This is a genomic window from Amycolatopsis sp. cmx-4-83, from assembly GCF_046548815.1.
GTDB classification, from domain to species: domain Bacteria; phylum Actinomycetota; class Actinomycetes; order Mycobacteriales; family Pseudonocardiaceae; genus Amycolatopsis; species Amycolatopsis pretoriensis_A.
In genome coordinates this window covers 184052-201245 of record NZ_JAEBEF010000007.1, presented here as the reverse complement: position 1 = coordinate 201245, position 17194 = coordinate 184052, and the positions used below count along the sequence as shown (strand labels likewise).

16 protein-coding genes are annotated in these 17194 nt (G+C 71.5%); 11 read left to right on the top strand and 5 right to left on the bottom strand.

Going from position 1 to position 17194, the window contains the following annotated elements; translation table 11 throughout:
• Complete coding sequence (locus tag ACLJQM_RS22555) at positions 1 to 1194, bottom strand: M20 metallopeptidase family protein (protein WP_410632673.1); 1194 nt, start codon at positions 1192 to 1194, stop codon at positions 1 to 3.
• Positions 1195 to 1262: 68 nt separating this feature from the next.
• Between ACLJQM_RS22555 and ACLJQM_RS22550 the strand changes: the two genes are divergently transcribed.
• Positions 1263 to 2315 (top strand): Lrp/AsnC family transcriptional regulator, encoded by a 1053-nt coding sequence (locus ACLJQM_RS22550; protein WP_360766973.1) that lies wholly within the window; start codon positions 1263 to 1265, stop codon positions 2313 to 2315.
• A 1002-nt stretch (positions 2316 to 3317) separates the two neighbouring features.
• Here the strand turns inward: ACLJQM_RS22550 and ACLJQM_RS22545 are convergent.
• From ACLJQM_RS22545 to ACLJQM_RS22535, 3 genes are all read right to left on the bottom strand, one after another.
• Positions 3318 to 4703, bottom strand: coding sequence for a DUF1996 domain-containing protein (locus ACLJQM_RS22545; protein WP_410632671.1), 1386 nt, complete (start codon positions 4701 to 4703; stop codon positions 3318 to 3320).
• A 273-nt stretch (positions 4704 to 4976) separates the two neighbouring features.
• Positions 4977 to 5765, bottom strand: a complete 789-nt coding sequence (locus ACLJQM_RS22540; protein WP_360766967.1) for a zf-HC2 domain-containing protein — start codon at positions 5763 to 5765, stop codon at positions 4977 to 4979.
• Between the two features lie 7 nt (positions 5766 to 5772).
• The gene (locus tag ACLJQM_RS22535; protein ID WP_360766964.1) at positions 5773 to 6333 is read right to left on the bottom strand and encodes a sigma-70 family RNA polymerase sigma factor; all 561 of its coding nucleotides are present in this window, start codon (positions 6331 to 6333) and stop codon (positions 5773 to 5775) included.
• A 230-nt stretch (positions 6334 to 6563) separates the two neighbouring features.
• On the opposite strand from ACLJQM_RS22535, the gene ACLJQM_RS22530 reads away from it, so the two are divergent.
• Genes ACLJQM_RS22530 through ACLJQM_RS22510 form a run of 5 tightly spaced genes read left to right on the top strand, consistent with a single transcriptional unit; the run spans position 6564 to position 10210 of the window.
• Positions 6564 to 7163 (top strand): hypothetical protein, encoded by a 600-nt coding sequence (locus ACLJQM_RS22530; RefSeq protein WP_360766962.1) that lies wholly within the window; start codon positions 6564 to 6566, stop codon positions 7161 to 7163.
• Positions 7147 to 7944 carry a DUF4142 domain-containing protein gene (locus tag ACLJQM_RS22525; RefSeq protein WP_360766960.1) on the top strand — a complete coding sequence of 266 codons (798 nt, stop codon included), beginning with the start codon at positions 7147 to 7149 and terminating at the stop codon, positions 7942 to 7944. The genes ACLJQM_RS22530 and ACLJQM_RS22525 overlap by 17 nt, the downstream gene beginning before the upstream one ends.
• Positions 7937 to 8554, top strand: coding sequence for a ferric reductase-like transmembrane domain-containing protein (locus ACLJQM_RS22520; RefSeq protein WP_247011950.1), 618 nt, complete (start codon positions 7937 to 7939; stop codon positions 8552 to 8554). Before ACLJQM_RS22525 ends, ACLJQM_RS22520 begins: the two co-directional genes overlap by 8 nt.
• The gene (locus ACLJQM_RS22515; RefSeq protein WP_086865695.1) at positions 8554 to 8784 is read left to right on the top strand and encodes a ferredoxin; all 231 of its coding nucleotides are present in this window, start codon (positions 8554 to 8556) and stop codon (positions 8782 to 8784) included. The genes ACLJQM_RS22520 and ACLJQM_RS22515 overlap by 1 nt, the downstream gene beginning before the upstream one ends.
• Positions 8777 to 10210 (top strand): FAD/NAD(P)-binding oxidoreductase, encoded by a 1434-nt coding sequence (locus ACLJQM_RS22510; protein WP_247011952.1) that lies wholly within the window; start codon positions 8777 to 8779, stop codon positions 10208 to 10210. Before ACLJQM_RS22515 ends, ACLJQM_RS22510 begins: the two co-directional genes overlap by 8 nt.
• Positions 10211 to 10510: 300 nt before the next feature.
• Here the strand turns inward: ACLJQM_RS22510 and ACLJQM_RS22505 are convergent, their stop codons facing one another.
• Positions 10511 to 11998, bottom strand: coding sequence for an MFS transporter (locus ACLJQM_RS22505; RefSeq protein WP_410632670.1), 1488 nt, complete (start codon positions 11996 to 11998; stop codon positions 10511 to 10513).
• Between the two features lie 75 nt (positions 11999 to 12073).
• On the opposite strand from ACLJQM_RS22505, the gene ACLJQM_RS22500 reads away from it, so the two are divergent.
• The 5 genes from ACLJQM_RS22500 (at position 12074) to ACLJQM_RS22480 (ending at position 17072) form a co-directional block, all read left to right on the top strand.
• The gene (locus ACLJQM_RS22500) at positions 12074 to 12952 is read left to right on the top strand and encodes a LysR family transcriptional regulator (protein ID WP_360766955.1); all 879 of its coding nucleotides are present in this window, start codon (positions 12074 to 12076) and stop codon (positions 12950 to 12952) included.
• Positions 12953 to 13385: 433 nt separating this feature from the next.
• The gene (locus tag ACLJQM_RS22495) at positions 13386 to 13829 is read left to right on the top strand and encodes a helix-turn-helix transcriptional regulator (RefSeq protein ID WP_247011959.1); all 444 of its coding nucleotides are present in this window, start codon (positions 13386 to 13388) and stop codon (positions 13827 to 13829) included.
• Positions 13830 to 13839: 10 nt separating this feature from the next.
• The gene (locus ACLJQM_RS22490; RefSeq protein WP_410632669.1) at positions 13840 to 14250 is read left to right on the top strand and encodes a VOC family protein; all 411 of its coding nucleotides are present in this window, start codon (positions 13840 to 13842) and stop codon (positions 14248 to 14250) included.
• Between the two features lie 151 nt (positions 14251 to 14401).
• Complete coding sequence (locus ACLJQM_RS22485) at positions 14402 to 14659, top strand: helix-turn-helix transcriptional regulator (RefSeq protein ID WP_360766951.1); 258 nt, start codon at positions 14402 to 14404, stop codon at positions 14657 to 14659.
• Between the two features lie 34 nt (positions 14660 to 14693).
• Entirely contained in the window at positions 14694 to 17072 is a 2379-nt protein-coding gene (locus ACLJQM_RS22480; protein ID WP_410632668.1) for an ATP-binding cassette domain-containing protein, read from the top strand.
• Positions 17073 to 17194 lie beyond the last annotated feature (122 nt).

Genomic DNA, 17194 nt, shown 5'->3' with positions numbered 1-17194 from the left:
TCACCCCGCCAGGAGCCCGAGCCGGCGGACGGCGAGCTCGGCCAGCAGCGCGGCGCCGTCGCCCAGGACACCGTCGTCGAAGCGGGCGCGCGGGGAATGGTTGTCCGGCGAGGATTCCGGGTCGCCCGGACAGGCGCCGAGGAAGAGGTACGCGCCGGGAACCCGTTCCAGCACGCGGGAGAAGTCCTCCGAACCGGTGATCGGATCGGCCATCTCGGTGAACCGCTCCTCGCCGAAGACGTCGCGGATCGTGTCGGCGACGAAGTCGTACGCGGCGGCGTCGTTGACCGTCGCCGGGTATTCCGGTTCGTAGGTGACTTCGACGTCGAGGCCGTGCGCCTGCGCGATGCCGCGGCACACCTGGACCGCGCGCTCCCCCACCCGGGCCGCGACCTCCGGCGAGAACGACCGCAGCGTCGCCTCGAACGCCGCGTCGTCCGGGATGATGTTGCGCCGGGTGCCGGCGTGGAACGTGCCGACCGTGACGACCACCGGGTCGAAGACGTCGAAGGTGCGCGTGACCATCGTCTGCAGCGCGGTCACCATCTCGCAGGCGGCCGGGATCGGGTCGAGGGCGTCGTGCGGGGACGAGCCGTGGCCGCCGGAGCCGAGCACGCGGACGGCGAGGGCGCCGGACGCGGCCATCAGCGTCCCGGGCCGGGCGACGAAGTGGCCCTTCGCGTAGCTCGAGGCCGAGACGTGCAGGCCGTACGCGGCGTCGACGTGCTTGCCGGAGGCGGTCAGCACGCCTTCCTCGATCATGTGGCCGGCGCCGTCCCAGCCCTCTTCGCCGGGCTGGAACATGAAGACGACGTCGCCGGGCAGGTCGTCCTTGCGGGCGGCGAGCAGCCGGGCCGCGCCGACCAGGCCCGCGGTGTGCAGGTCGTGGCCGCAGGCGTGCATCGCACCGTCGTGGGCCGAGCTGAACTCCTCGCCGCTGGCCTCGGTGACCGGGAGCGCGTCCATGTCGCCCCGCAGCAGCACGGTGCCGCCGGGCTTGCCGCCGCGCAGGACGGCGGTGATCGAGGACAGGTTCTTGCCGAGGCTCACTTCGAGGGGCAGGCCGTCCAGCGCCGCGAGCACCCGTTCCTGGGTGCGGGGCAGGTGGAGGCCGATCTCGGGGATGCGGTGCAGGTCGCGGCGGAGGGCGACCAGATCGTCGAGCAGGGCGGCGGCGTCCGAGCGCAGGGTCATCCGCAGATCATGCAAGTGTCGAGCACAATGGCCGGGGAAAAACACCGGAACCACCGATGCGGGGCCCGATGAGCGAAGAATCCGCCATGTTGGCCGAGCAGGACCTCAAACTGGTCGACGCGCTCCAAGCCGCGCCGCGGGCGTCGTGGTCGACGCTCGGCCAGGCGCTGGGCCTGGGCGCGGTGACGGCGGCACGGCGCTGGGACGCGCTGGTCGAGCGCGGGGACGCGTGGCTCACCGCGTACGTCGGCGGTGAGCTGACCGCGCAGCTGGCGCTGGCCTTCGTCGAGATCGACTGCGAACCGGGCACCGCGCTCCGGGTGGCGTCCGCGCTGGCCGAGGACCCGCACGTGGTCACCGTCGAGTACCTGGCCGGGCCGTGCGACCTGCTCGTCCACGTCGTCGCGCCGACCCTGCGCGAACTCGGCGCGCACGTGCCCGCGGTGCCCGGCGTGGTGCGGGCGCGGACGGTGCTGTCGCCGCGGATGTTCACCGAGGGCAGCCGGTGGCGAGTCCGGGCGATCTCGCCGGGCCAGCGCGAGGCCCTTTCGGCGAAGCCGGCGAGGAACCGCGCGCCCCTGCGCTTCGGCGACGCGGACCGGGCGCTGATCTTGGCTCTGGGCGCGGACGCCCGCGCGTCGGCGGCGGCGCTGGCGGCTTCGCTGGGCGTCGGGGCGACCACGGTCCGGCGCCGCCTGGACGCCCTGCTCGGCCGCGGCGCGATCCGCATCCGGTGCGAGATCGCCCGCTCGGCCTCGCCGGCGCCGGTCACGGTGACGCTGTGGCTGCGGGTCCCGCCGGACAAGCTGGAGACGACCGCGCGATCGCTGGCGATGCTGCCGGAGGTCCGCATGTGCGCGGCACTGACGGGGGCGGCGAACCTGATGCTGGTGCTGTGGCTGCCGTCCCAGCACGACACGGTGGCGGTGGAGGCGCTGCTCGCGGCGAAGCTCCCGTGGCTGGAGATCACCGCCCGGGCGGTGACGCTGCGGAGCGTGAAGCTGATGGGCCGCCTGCTCGACGCGTCCGGACGCGGAGTGGGGCGGGTGCCGCTGGACTTCTGGGCCGCGGTCCCCGTGCCGGAGCACGGGGACCGCAGCGGGGACCGGTCCGGGGGATGAGGGGGGTGAGGTGGAGGGAAGCATCCACCGGACCGGGACTGGGGGAACCGGGAGCCGCTCCGGGCCGAGGGGCGGCGGTCGACCGGTGCTGCGGAGTTCGGGCGGCTCTCGCCGGCTGGGGTTCGCTGGCCGAGGGGCGGAGTTCACTTGGCCGGGGGGGGGGAGGATCTCGCGGGGCGGAGGCGGAGTTCACGTTGCGGGACGGGGATCTCGCTCGCCAGGGCGGGGCTCACGGGACTGAGGGGCGGATTCACGTTGCCGGGGGGGGATCTCGCGGGGCGGAGGCGGAGTTCACGTTGCGGGGCGGAGATCTCGCTCGCCGGGGCGGGTTCGCGGGACTGAGGAGCGGATTCGCGTTGCGGGGCCGGAATCTTGCTTGCCGGGGCCTGAGGCTCACGTCGCTCACACCGCCGGCGGCGAAGCTCGCTTGCGGAGAAAGGGATTCGCGAGCCGGGCCGGAGTTCTTGTTGATGGAGTCGGATTTCGCCTGCCGGAGAAGAAGCTCGCCGACCGGGGCGGGGCTCGCGAGCCGAGGTGCGGAGTTCGTGAGCCGGATGGTGGAGCGGTGCTCGCGTCCACAGTGGTCGTTACTACTGCGGAAGGTTGAGTCCCGGCGCCGGTGGACGTGGGGGTGAGGTGGAGGGAAGACGTCCACCGGGCCGGAACTCGCGGGGCGGGAAGTGGCTCCCGCCGGTTCCTCCTTCGCTGACCCGGCTGGCGCCCGGTCGGGGTGGGGGTGGGGAATCCCGGCCCGGTGGACTGGGGGGGGTGAGGTGGAGGGAAAGCGTCCACCGGACCGGGGCTCGGGGCGGCGGAACCAAGCGGTTCCGCGGTTTTTCGAGGGGTGGTGCCACCGCCCCGGCGGACCGAAAGGGGGGTGAGGTGGAGGAAGGGTCCGCCGGGCCGGGGTTCGTGGGGCGGGTCGGTGCCCGCCGGGTGGAAAGACTGTCGCGAGTGGACTGGACCGCACTCACCGGGGATGCCCGGTGAGTGCGGGACGTCCTACTCGGCGCAGGCCTTGCCGGAGTTGACGCAGTTGACCAGGCGGCCCATGATCTGCTTGCTCATCACGTTCGCGAAGTCGTCGTGGTCGGAGCGCGGGTTGTGCTTCTCCTGGGCGAACGCGTCCACTTTGTACTGACCGTTCTGCTGGACGTCCTGCGGGACGTCGTAGACCAGCGTCACCTGCAGCTGCGGCACGTTCTTGAAGCCCCTGGGGCACTTGCCCTGCTGGTCGGCGAACACGATGTGCGTGCGGTGGTTGGCGCTGTCGGTGTTCTTGCCGTCCCAGCAGTTCGGGAAGTTGTGGATGCGCTCGACCTTGCTGCCCTGCGGGCAGATCGGGTACAGGTCGGTCAGCCGGTCCTCGAACCCGGTGCACGTCCAGCTGGGCCGGGCGTTCGCCGGGCCGTTGGTGCTCTGCTTGGCGTCGCCGTAGAGGACGCGCAGGCCGAGCGGCATCGCGACGACGTTCTGGGCGCCGCCGCCGATGAACTTCAGGGTCGCGGACTCCGGCTCGATGATCTCGCCGTCGTTGTCGCCGACCTCTTCGTTCTCGCCCTGCGGACCACCCAGCTCCTCGGCCGGCGGTGCCGCGGCAGTGCTGCTCTGGTTGCCGTTCTGGCCGCCGTTCTGCTGGCCGTTCTGGCCGTTCTGGTTGTTCTGGTCCTGGTTGCGCTGACGGCGCTGGCGATCCTGCTGCCCGTCGCGGTTCTGGTCCTGGCCGTCCTGCTGCTGGGCGTTCTGGCCGTCGTTGCGCCCGGCGCTCGTGCGGCCACCGCCGCGGCCGTCGCGCTGACGCTGGTCCTGCTCCTGCGCGGCCTGGGCGTCCTGGCCGCTCTGGTCTTGCTGGACGTCACCGGTCTTGCCCTGCTGCTTCTGCTGGGCCTGCTGGTTTTCGCTCGCGTTGGCCGCGTCGTCTTCGCGGTCGACGCGGATGACCGGCCAGAAGTAGGCGGACTGGTCACCGTTCTTGCAGGTGGTGTCGCCGGCGAGCAGGCTCTTCAGGCTCGAATCGGCGTCGGTGGTCACGTTCCCGACGTAGTCGTGCAGGTGCTGGGCACCGTTCTTGATCCCGGGCTGCGCGATGAAGTTGTCCGGGTTGTGGTGCGCGCCGTCCGCGTTCGTTCCACAGTCGACGGTGAAGGAGCCCTGGGCGCCCTTCTTCTTCAAGGCCGCGTTCACGTTGTTGCCGGCGGGAACCTTGTTGATGTCGATGAAGAACGACGGGTCCGCCGGGTCCGCGCTGGCCTCGCCCGTGCGGCCCGCGCTGACCGCGACCGCGAGTGCGCCGACGGCGATCGCCAGGCCGATCGCACCCATCGCGATCTTGGTTCGGCGGGCAACGCGGTGCTTGCCCGTCACGGGGGACCGAGAATTCCGGGCCATAGACTAGTTCACCTCGTTCGTTATTCCGGGCGCGCGCCGGTGGCGCGGCGGCCCGGGCAAGAACTACCGTTTGTTTGACGTCGAAATCGCGCGGAACCGGGGGGTCGGGTGGTGCGGTTCCGCCGCGTCGATCTGCATCGGGGGATGCATTGGGGGATACGGGCCCCAGCGCCATGAGGTTCAAAAGCGACCGGTCCGTTATCTGTTCGTTATCTACCGGAACGCAACCGGGCAGCATTCATCCAGGTCATCGCGTTTTCGGGAAGAAAAGATTCAGCGCTGCACGGAAACGAGGACCGAGCCGTCGTCACCGCGAACTTCGAAGCGGCCGATCTGGTCCATCGCGAGGGAGATGGTTCCCTGCAGCCGCAACGGTTCGGGCGAACCCGGGATGCCGAACCCCTTGGGCGGCACCGCCCAGCTGGAGACCACGCGCTCGTCGCCCGCCGTCGAGATGGCGACCAGCTGGCACTTGACCGGGCCGACGATGCCGCGCAGCTCGAGGTCGACGCGGCTGCCCCACTCCACGGGTGAGACCGTCACGAGGGCGTTGACCGCGGACCCGCCGCTGCCGCGCCCGTAGGTCTGACCGCCGCCGGGCTGGACCGCACCGGAGGCGGGTGGCGGCACGCTCGTCGCCAGGACGCTCGTAGCCGGCGGCGCCTGCTTGGTACTCGGGGCGGACAGCGACGCGGGCGGGACGGCGTCGGCGGGCCGGACCGCCAGCGTCACGAGCGGGCCGGCCACGACGAGGGCGGCGGCCGCGGCGCCGGCCAGGAGACCGAGGCGCTTGCGGCGGCGGCGCTTCACCGTGGCCTCTTCCATCAGGCCGCGCAGGACGCGCGGCCCGGGCGCGAGGGTGCGCGGGCTCGGCGCGGGCATCGGGGGTTCCGGCCAGCTGCGCTTGACGAGGTCGAGGACGTCCGGCAGCTGGTAGAGCTCGATCAGGTCGAGCTGGCAGTGCGGGCAGTTCATCAGGTGGGCTTCGAACTGGGAGTTCTCGGCCTCGCTGAGGACGCCGAGCACGTACGCGGCGACATCGGTGTGTGCGGACGCGGCCACCCTCAGCTCACCCCCGCTCACGCAGGGCCCGGCGCAGGGCGCGGACGGCGTGGTGGATGCGGGACTTGACGGTGCCGGGCGGTACGCCGAGGGTCGCCGCGACCTCGTTCACGGTCCGGTCGCGCAGGTAGGTCTGCTGGATGGCCTCCCGCTGCTCGGGCGATAGGCCCTGCAGCGCCTCGTAAACGATCATCGCGGCGAGCGTCCGGTCCGATTCGTCGGACACCGTGATCGCGTCGGATTCGATCTCCTCGAGCTCCTGGGGCCGGACACTGCGGCTGCGCCAGCCGTCGATGACGATCCGCCGGGCCACCGTGAACAACCAGGCACGCAGCATCTCCGGCCGGCGGTCGAGCTTGTCCGCGTTCCGCCACGCCTTGATCAGCGTCTCCTGCACGACGTCTTCGGCCCACTGCCGGTCGTGACCGGTCAGCCGCAGCGCGAACGCCATCAGCGACCCGCCGAACTCCTGGTAGAGCGCCTTCGCCAGATCATCGGAGGCGTCGTTGAGCTCGGCAACGACTTCCTGATCTTGAGCGGGTCTCAGCGCTCGGGTGTGCCGTCCCACGCGGGACATCCTGGTGCTCCGGACGGCCCAAGTCCAGTACCAAACGGTCCCGAAACTTTTTTGAACCGTTTCCGTACCGTGTCCGTATCCCCTACCGAAGACCCCCGACAACGCGTTGTCCCCCGCAACGCTCCGCATCCACCCCGGACCAAATGTCCACTGTGGATCCTTCGCGCGCTTTTCCGTTGCACCTCACGGTACAGCGCGTAGTCATGCCCTCCGGAGGAGCAGTGATCCGCATTCCCCGAACGGCGGTCCCCGCCGCCGTGTGCCTCACCGCACTCGCCCTGCTCACCGCCTGTACCGCCGGCGCCGCCACCACCTCGGCCGGCGGGTACGCCGGCGGCGGCGCCGGGATGCAGATGCCCGGTATGCAGCAGGCCCCGATGACCATCGCGATGCCGCAGCCCATCACCGCCACGCCGAACGACCCGGCGAAGAGCCAGCTCAGGGCCGCGAAGACGTTCGACCTCGGTCCCATGCTCGTCGACGGGACCGGGTTCGCCATCTACCGCTACGACAAGGACACGACCGACCCTTCGCGCTCGAACTGCACCGGTGCGTGCGCGGCGAAGTGGATCCCGGTCAAGGCCGGCGGCACCCTGCCCCCGATCGACGTCGACCAGGCACTGATCGGCCAGATCACCCGCGACGACGGCACCCAGCAGCTCACCCTGGCCGGCTGGCCGCTGTACCACTTCGCCGGCGACAGCGAACCGGCCGACACGTCCGGCCAGGGCGCGGACCAGGCCTGGTGGCCGATGGCCCCGGACGGCTCCAAGATCACGCTGACCCAGGACCAGTGGAGGCAAAATGCTTTCGGCGTCTGAGTTCGCCGGGCCGGACTTCGCGCTCCGGCCCGACGGCGACCGCTCCCGGCCCCTGGTCCGGGTCATGTTCGTGCTGGTCGCGGTGCTGACCCTGCTCGCGTCGGTGGCCGTGACCTCGACCGCCCAGACCGGCACGGTGTCCGACACCGACGCGGTGCTGCTGACCAAGGTCCGCCAGGCCGGTCTCTGGGAGATGCCCTCGGGCATGATGGCGATGGAGAAGGGCAGCCCGCTCGTCCAGTCCGTCGGCTTCGCGATCATGATGGACCACGGCCGCCTCGACGTGGCCACGCGCGCGCTGTCGGCGAAGCTGAACTCGCCGGTCCCCGACCAGCCCTCCGCCGAACAGCTCGGCTGGCTCGCCGAAGAGATGAACGCGTCGCCGGGGCCGGAGTTCGACCGCATCTTCGCCAACCGGCTGCGTGCGGCGCACGGCCAGGTGTTCGCGGTCCTCGCGCAGCTGCGCGCCGGCACCCGCAACGACGACGTCCGGGCGTTCGCGACCGTCGGCAACCAGGCCGTCATGCGGCACATGACGATGCTCGAAAGCACCGGGATGGTCGACTACACGGCGCTGCCCACGCCGGCCGTTTCCACCACCGCGGCGCCGGTCGGGCAGCCGCTCGGCCTCGACACGTCCCAGATCGCCGTGGTGGGAGCGCTGTTCCTGCTCGTCGGCGGCGGCCTGTTCTACGTGCTGCGCCAGATCAAGGGCAACCGCGGCCGGGCCCGGGCGTCGCGCCGGCCGGCCGCCGTGAGAACCGGGGGCAGCCATGGTTGAGACCTGGCACGAAGCGACGATCTTCGTCACGCAGCAGTTCCAGCCGAAGACGGACCCGGCAGCCCGCGGGCTCGCCGCGTTCGCCGCCCGTGCGTCCTACGCCGCCATGATGCTGACCCTCACCTGGGGGGTGCTCACCGCCACCGGCTGGGTGCGCACGGTCACCGGCCGCAAGGCGCTGCGCAGCTCGCACATGGTCCTGGCGACCGGGACGCTGATCTTCGGCGGCATCCACGCGCTCGGCTTCTTCTACCTGACCATCCAGCCCTACAGCCTGCAGTACCTCTTCCTCCCGTTCCTCGGCGGCCAGGAAGGCAGGCACATCGCCGGCATCGTCGGCTTCGAGGTCATGCTCGCCATCGCGCTCACCGCGGGCCTGCAGCGGTTCACCTCCTACCGCCGCTGGCTGTGGCTGCACCGCTGCGCGTACCCGGCGGTGGCGCTGACCGCGCTGCACGCCTGGTTCGGCTCGATCGCCAACGGCCACCTCGCCGTCGTCTGGCTGGGCGGCATCACGCTGCTCGTCCCGGCGGTCACGGTGTCGCTGCTGCGGTTCATGCCCGCGCGCACCCTCGAACGCATCGGACTAGTGGAAGAGCAGGTGGCGTGATGCCCTTCCGTCTGCCCGGCAGCGGGCCCCGGATCAGCGTCGACAACGACCGGTGCGAGCTCTACGGCATCTGCGCCATGGAGGCACCGGACGTGTTCGACCTCGGCCAGGACGGCCGCCTGCGCTTCCACACGCGGCTGCTGGACGAAACCACCATGGAACAGGCGAAGATGGCCGCTCGCTGCTGCCCGATGCAGGCGGTCGTGATGAGAGGGGACCTCGATGGCTGACGGCGACCGGATCGTCATCGTCGGCGCGGGCGTCGCCGGGCTGCGTGCCGCGGAACGCCTGCGGGAACAGAACTTCGACGGCGAGATCGTGCTCATCGGCGACGAAGCGCGCCGCCCGTACCACCGGCCGATGGTGTCGAAGGCGCTGGTGATGGGGACCGAACGGCCCAGCGACGTGGGCCTTTCGCACTACCTGCCCGACCTCGACGTGCACTGGCGCCTCGGCGCGCGCGTGACGCACCTGGACACCACCGAGCGGGTCGTGCACCTGCCCGGCGGCGAATCCCTCTGGTACGACGGCCTGATCGCCGCCACCGGCGTCTACCCGCGGCACCTGCCCGGGTCACCGCGGCACGACCCGCGCGTGCGGATCCTGCGCACGGTCGAGGACTCGATGGCCGTGCGGCGCTGCCTCAACGCCAGCAAGAAGCCGGCCGTCGTGATCGGCGCCGGCCTGATCGGCAACGAGTTCGCCGCGAGCATGCGGCACATCGGCCGGGACGTCACCCTGGTCGGGCACGCGAAGGCGCCGCTGCACCGCTTCGGCGACCGCGTCTCCAGCGGCGTCGTCGAGGCGCACCACGAGCACCGCGCGAACCTGGCGATGAAGAGCGAAGTCCGGCACTGGATCAGCACGAAGGACACCGTCGGGCTGCACCTGACGAACAACCAGCTGCTGGTCGCCAGCGTCGTCGTGCTCGCCATCGGCAGCGTCCCGTCGGTCGACTGGATGCGCGGCTCCGGCCTCGACATCAGCGACGGCGTGCTCTGCGACTCGAAGCTGTTCGCCGAGGGGGCTTCCGACGTCGTCATCGCCGGCGACATCGCGCGCTGGCCGAACCTGCGCTTCGACGAGACCCCGCGGCGGGTCGAGCACTGGATCAACGCCGTCGAGTCGGCCCGGCACGCGGCGGACAACCTGCTGCTGGGCCAGTCGAGCGCGAAGCCGTTCACCCCGCTCCCCCGCGCCTGGTCGACGTTGTACGACACCCGGCTGCAGATGTGCGGGATGCCGTCGCTGGCCGAGGACACCGTGACGCTCGCGGACGGCATCACCGGCTTCATCCGCGACGGCAGGCTCGTCGGCATCTCCGCGTGGGACAAGCCGAGGGCGATGCTCGACTGGATGGCCGAGCTCGACCGCCGGCTGCCCGCACCCGACTACGTGCCCGAGCCGGAACCCGCGCCCGTCGCGGAGGTCCCGGTCGTCGAGCCGTCGGTCGCCGCGCTGGCGGCCGAGGTGCCGCCGGAGTTCGACAGCGGCTTCGACCACCAGGCCTTCGAGCGCGAGTTCGAAAGCGAGTTCGCCAACGACATCCCCACGACGGCGTTCCCCGCGCAGGCCCTGCCGACCCCGCCGACCACGGCGTTCGCCGCGCAGCCCGGAGCGGCGCTGCCGACGATGGCCATCCCGATGGGGAGGTAGTGAGAGCCGGGGCGGGGCTGCGCGCGGCGGCCCTGTCCCTTGCCGGTCACCACGCCCCCTCCGCGGCTGGGCGGTGTGGTGACCGGCCCCAACGTCCCCCTGCCCGCCTCGCGTCGACAGAACCGCGAACGTCCGGCGGGCCGGAGAGGACCATCCCGAGGGAACCCGACGCCCCCGGGGTGGTCTTCTTCCGGCGCACCGGGCGGGGGCCCGGGGTCGATCGCCGTGACGGGGTTTCCCGGCGCGGCAACGGAACCGTGGGGGTCTTCGCGGTGGAAGGGTATGCCGCCGCGAAGGCCGTCACGGCTCCGGTCGGGGTTGCACCGGTGCACGGCCGTCCCGGGGGAACGGGAACCCCCGGGACGGTCTCCGCCACCAGGCTCCCCCGGCGACCAGCGCGCCGAGGACCAGCACGGCGACCCCGGCCACGCGCAGCCCGGCGTCCGTGCCGGCGACGAACGCCGTGACGACGTCCTGGGCGTGCCCGGTCCTGGCCAGCGCTTCGGCCACGGTGTGGGAACCGCGGGCGTCCGGCGGAAGTGCGGCGGCGAACCGGGCGGTCATGACCGTGCCGATCACGGCGACGCCGAGCGCGCTGCCGAATTCGCGGGTGGTGGCCTGCAGCCCGGTGCCGACGCCGGCCTGGGCGGGCGGCAGCGAGCCGGCGATCACGCCGGACAGCGTCGGCAGCGCCAGCGTCACGCCGATCCCGGTCAGCACCAGCCAAGCCGCGTACTCCGCGTACGGCGTCCGCGCGTCGCTCGTGGACAGCCCGAGCAGGCCGCCGCCGACGAACGCGAAGGCGAGCGCCACCGTGGCGTCGAGGCCGGCGCGCCGGGCCAGGCGCCCCACGTGCCGGCCGCCGAGGATGATCGAGATCGTCAGCGGGACGATCCCCAGCCCGGTCCCCAGCACGCCGAACCCCTTGGCGTACTGGAGGAACGACGCGTTGACGTAGAACAACGCGAACATGCCGAAGAAGACCGTGGTCATGCCGAGGCAGGCGCTGCGCAGGCCCGCGATCCGGAACAGCCGGGGGTCCAGCAGCGGGTGCCCGGCCCTGAGCTCCCGCAGCGTCCAAGCGGTGAACAGCACCGCGGCACCGGCGAAGCCGAACACGACGACCGGGCTTCCCCACCCCGCTTCCGGGCCTTGGACGATCCCGACGAGCAGCGCGACCGACGCGCCGACGAGCAGCAGCGCGGCCAGCGGGTCGAGCGGGCGGTCGTGGCGCGAGGACACCGGCGCGCTCCGGGCCACCAGCGCGGCCGCGGTGAGGGCGACCGGGACGGCGGCGGCGAACAGCCACCGCCACGAACCGGCGGTCAGCACCAGCCCGCCACCGACGTTGCCGGCGACGCCGCCGATGCCGGTCATCGACGCCCAGGTGGCGATGGTGGCGGCCCGTCGCTCCGCGGGCACGGCGTGCAGCAGGACGGCGAGCGAGTTGGGCAGGACCGCGGCCGCGCCGACGCCGGTGAGCGCCCGGCCGGCGAGCAGCACCACGACGTCCGGGGCGAGCGCCGACACCAGCGCGCCCGCCGCGAAGAGGACGAGGCCGGCCAGCAGGACGCCCTTGCGGCCGAACCGGTCGCCCGCGGCGCCGCCGGGGATGACCAGGCAGGCGAACACGACGACGTAGGTGTCGACGATCCAGACGAGCGCCGACGCGGACGGGTGCAGCGCGCTCGCGGCGAGCATCGGGACGGCGAGGTTGACGGCCGCGACCATCCCGACGACGAGCACGACGCACGCGCACATCAGGGTGACCAGGTGCTTGAACTCCATGGGCCCGACGCTAAGGACGTCGTGGGGTGTCGTGCCACGCAACTTCGTCAAGGCAGGTTTGCGTACAGTGCAACCGTGGATCTGAACCTCCTGCGCGTGTTCGACGCGCTGCTGCGGGACGGGAGCGTCACGGCGGCGGCCGAGCGCCTGAACCTGTCGATCCCGGCGACGAGCCGCGCGCTGGGCCGCCTGCGGCGGGCGATGAACGACCCGATCCTGGTGCGCGCCGGTCGCGGGATGGCCCCGACGCCGTTCGCGCTGCGCACCGCCCCGCGCGTGCGCTCGCTGCTGGAGGAGGCATCGGCGCTGATCAGCACCGAGGTGGCGATCGCCGACCTCGAGCGCACGTTCACGATCCGCATCAACGACGGCGTGGCGGCCACCCTGGCCACCGCGGCGGCCGAAGCGACGGCGGCGGCCGCGCCGGGGGTCACGCTGCGGTTCGTGGCGGAGGGGACGGAAAGCGCGGAGGCGCTGCGCGACGGCTCGATCGACCTGGACATCGGCGTGGGCGAGCACGCGGCCCCGGACATCCACAGCACGGTGCTCTACCGCGAACGCCTGGTCGCGGCGGTGCGCGCGGACAGCCCGCTGGGCAGGCACCGCCGCCCGACGCTGGCGCAGCTGTGCCGCTACCCGCACGTGTCGGCGTCCCGGCGGGGACGGGCGCGCGGCCCGTTGGACGAGGTCCTGGCGGCGGCGGGGTTGCAGCGCCGGGTGGCGGCGGTGGTGCCGACGTCGGCGGTGGCGGCGCTGGTGGTGTCGTCGAGCGAGTACGTGGGGCTGCTGCCGCAGCGGCTGGCCGAGCAGCACGGCCCGGCGCTGGGCCTGCGGTGGTTCCCGGTGCCGGCGGAGCTGCCGGAGGTGGAGGTGCGGCTGTCCTGGCACGCACGGCTGGACGCGGACCCGCCGCAACGCTGGCTGCGGGAGACGATCGCCGAAGCACTCCGCTGACCCGGGCGCGTGTGGGCCGTGGCCCGGATGGCATGAACGACCCTTTCACGACGTCCGGCGCCGTGAAAGGGTCATTCATGGCATCCCGGACCGGCACGGACGGGGCGGGCTCGGGCCGACGCGGGCGGGCTCCGACGTCAGGGGCCCCGGCAAAGTCGGATCGGAGCGGTCGGCCCGGCGGCCCGTACCGTCATGAAAGACCCTTTCACCTCACCAGACGCGGTCAAAGGGTCTTTCATGACGTACCGTCCCGGGAATCATGGCCGGGTGCCCGGCCTGTCCGGCGACTTTGCCGGAGCCCTGGGCTCCGACGTCATGAACGAGTCGTTCACGACGTCCGGCGCCTGTGAAAGGGTCGTTCATGGCGTCGCGACCGGGCCGCGCCGGGTCCGATCCGCTCCGCTCGCGCCGTCCGGTGTGGCACGATTCCCTCGTGACCAGCACCGCCGCCTCGGCGCAGTACCTGCGCGACCTCGCGCTGCTTCGCCGTGTCCGGGACCGGATCGATCGCGAGTACGCGCAGCCGCTCGACGTCGAAGCGCTCGCGAGCGGGGTGAACATGTCGGCCGGGCACCTCAGCCGGCAGTTCCGGAAAGCCTACGGAGAGTCACCGTACTCGTACCTCATGACGCGGCGGATCGAACGGGCGATGGCGTTGCTGCGGACCGGGGAGCTGAGCGTCACCGAGGTCTGCTTCACCGTCGGCTTCTCCTCGCTCGGCACCTTCAGCACCCGGTTCGCCGAGCTGGTGGGCGTGCCGCCGAGCGTCTACCGCGAGCAGCAGGCCGAGGCGACCGTCGGGATGCCGCCGTGCGTGGCCAAACAGGTCACCAGACCGATCAGGAATCGAGAAGCGCGACCGCAGGCGCACACATAGTGTGACGGCCATGGACGTCACCATTCACGCGAGCTTCCTGCCGCACACCGACCCGGAAGCGTCGCTCGCCTTCTACCGCGACCTGCTCGGCTTCGAGGTCCGCCAGAACGTCAAGTACGGCGCCATGCAGTGGATCACCGTCGGCCCGCCGAACCAGCCGGACACCGCGATCGTGCTGTCGCCGGTGTCCGCGACGCCGGGGCTGACCGACGACGAACGCCGCATGATCGCCGAGATGATGGCCAAGGGCACCTACGCCTCGGTCAACCTGGCCACCAAGGACCTCGACGCCCTCTTCGCGAAGCTCGAGGCGGGCAACGCCGAGGTCGTCCAGGAGCCGGTCGAGCAGCCCTACGGCATCCGTGACTGCTCCTTCCGCGACCCCGCCGGCAACCTGCTGCGCGTCCAGGAGCTGCGCTGACCACGGCCGCGGCGCCGCCCGGCTACCGCGAAGTGCCGGGCGACCGGCGGATCGCCGGCCTGCTCCTGGGGGACGCGCCGGCCGGCGTCGGCACAGGCATGCCGCTGGTCGCCCCGCTGAGTCCTCGGCCGCACACCGGAAAGGAACCGACATGTGCCTGAGCCTCGCCGTCGCCGCGCGGAAGCACCTGGCCGAATTGACGCTGCTGCGCCGCGTCCGCGACCGCATCGACCGCGAATGCGATCGGCCGCTCGACGTCGAAACGCTGGCGCTCGGCGTCGGCCTGCCGGTCACGCAATTCGTGCACCGGTTCCAGGAGGCTTTCGGCCTTTCCCCGCACGATTACCGGCGAGCCGCCGAAACCGTCAGGAATCGAGAAGCACGGGCCGCGCGGGCGAAAGCAGCGTGACCTCCGTGAACCCACCGAACGCTGGAGAACCCCGATGACCAAGCCCACGCGGAAGAGCGCGTCGCACACCGCCGACAGCCACGACCTGATCCGCGTCCACGGCGCTCGCGTGAACAACCTCAAGGACGTCAGCGTCGAACTGCCGAAGCGGCGCCTGACGGTGTTCACCGGGGTCTCCGGCTCCGGCAAGAGCTCCCTGGTGTTCAGCACGATCGCGGCCGAGTCGCAGCGGCTGATCAACGAGACCTACAGCACCTTCGTGCAGGGGTTCATGCCGACGCTCGCGCGGCCCGACGTCGACGTGCTCGACGGGATCACCACCGCGATCATCGTCGACCAGGAGCGGTTGGGCGCGAACTCGCACTCCACCGTCGGCACCGCGACCGACGCGAACGCGATGCTGCGCATCCTGTTCAGCCGGCTGGGCACGCCGCACATCGGTTCGCCGCAAGCGTTTTCGTTCAACGTCGCCTCGATCAGCGGTGCCGGCGCGGTGACCATCGAGAAGGCCGGGCGGCAGATCAAGGAGCGCCGCAGCTTCAGCATCACCGGCGGCATGTGCCCGCGCTGCGAGGGCCGCGGCAAGGTCAACGACATCGACCTCACCGCGCTCTTCGACGAGACCAAGTCGCTCAACGAAGGCGCGATCACGATCCCGGGCTACAGCATGGAAGGCTGGTACGGCCGCATCTTCCGCGGCTCCGGCTTCTTCGACCCGGACAAGCCGATCAAGAAGTTCACCAAGAAGCAGTTCGACGACCTGGTGTACAAGGAACCGACCAAGATCAAGGTCGAAGGCATCAACCTCACCTACTCGGGACTGGTGCCGGCGATCCAGAAGTCCATGCTGTCCAAGGACGTCGACTCGATGCAGCCGCACATCCGCGCGTTCGTCGAGCGGGCGGTGACGTTCCAGACCTGCCCGGAGTGCGACGGCACGCGGCTTTCGGCGGAGGCCCGGTCGTCGAAGATCGACGGGATCAGCATCGCCGACGCGTGCGCGATGCAGATCAGCGACCTCGCCGGCTGGGTCGGGAAGCTCGCCGAGCCGTCGGTCGCGCCGCTGCTGGACGCGCTGAAGCACACGCTGGACTCGTTCGTCGAGATCGGCCTCGGCTACCTCTCGCTCGACCGTCCATCCGGGACGCTGTCCGGCGGGGAAGCCCAGCGCACCAAGATGATCCGCCACCTCGGGTCGTCGCTGACCGACGTGACGTACGTCTTCGACGAGCCGACGATCGGGCTGCACCCGCACGACATCCAGCGGATGAACGAACTGCTGCTGCAGTTGCGGGACAAGGGGAACACGGTGCTCGTCGTCGAGCACAAGCCGGAGGCGATCGCGATCGCCGACCACGTCGTCGACCTCGGGCCGCACGCCGGTTCCGCGGGCGGCGAGGTTGTCTTCGAGGGCACTGTGGACGGTCTGCGCAAGAGCAAGACCCTGACCGGGCGCCACCTGGACGACCGCGCGTCGCTGAAGTCCTCGGTGCGCTCGCCGTCGGGGTTCCTGGAGGTGCGCGGCGCTTCGACGCACAACCTGCAGGACGTCGACGTCGACATCCCGCTCGGCGTGCTGGTGGTCGTGACCGGGGTGGCGGGTTCGGGCAAGAGCTCCCTGATCCACGGCTCGGTGTCCGGCGGCGAGGGCGTGGTGACGGTGGACCAGACCGGCATCCGCGGTTCCCGCCGCAGCAACCCGGCGACCTACACCGGCCTGCTGGAGCCGATCCGCAAGGCGTTCGCCAAGGCCAACGGCGTCAAGCCGGCGCTGTTCAGCGCCAACTCCGAGGGCGCCTGCCCCAACTGCAACGGCGCCGGCGTCGTCTACACCGACCTCGGCATCATGGCGGGCACGTCGACCCCGTGCGAAGTGTGCGAGGGCAAGCGCTTCTCGGCGGAGGTGCTGGAATACACCTTCGGCGGCCGCGACATCAGCGAGGTCCTCGGCATGTCGGTCGCCGAGGCCCAGGAGTTCTTCGCCGACGGCGACGCGAAGACCCCGGCGGCGCACAAGATCCTGACGCACCTGTCCGACGTCGGCCTCGGCTACCTCACGCTCGGCCAGCCCCTGACCACCCTGTCCGGCGGCGAGCGCCAGCGCATCAAGCTGGCGACGCACATGGCGGAGCAGGGCGGGGTGTACGTCCTGGACGAGCCGACGGCGGGCCTGCACCTGGCCGACGTCGAGCAGCTGCTCGGCCTGCTGGACCGCCTGGTGGACTCCGGCAAGTCGGTGATCGTGATCGAGCACCACCAGGCGGTGATGGCCCACGCGGACTGGATCGTCGACCTCGGCCCCGGCGCGGGCCACGACGGCGGGAAGATCGTGTTCGAGGGCACGCCGGCGCAGCTGGTGAAGGCGCGGAAGAAGACCCTGACGGGCCGTCACCTGGCCGAGTACGTGGGCTGACCGAAGCACCCCGATGTGGCGTTCGGTGCGTCGGACGCAACCAACGCCACTCGGGGCGCTCGCATACCAGCGCCGCCGGTAGGGCTGGCCCCCCGAAGGTGCCGGGAGCCCACCGCATTCCG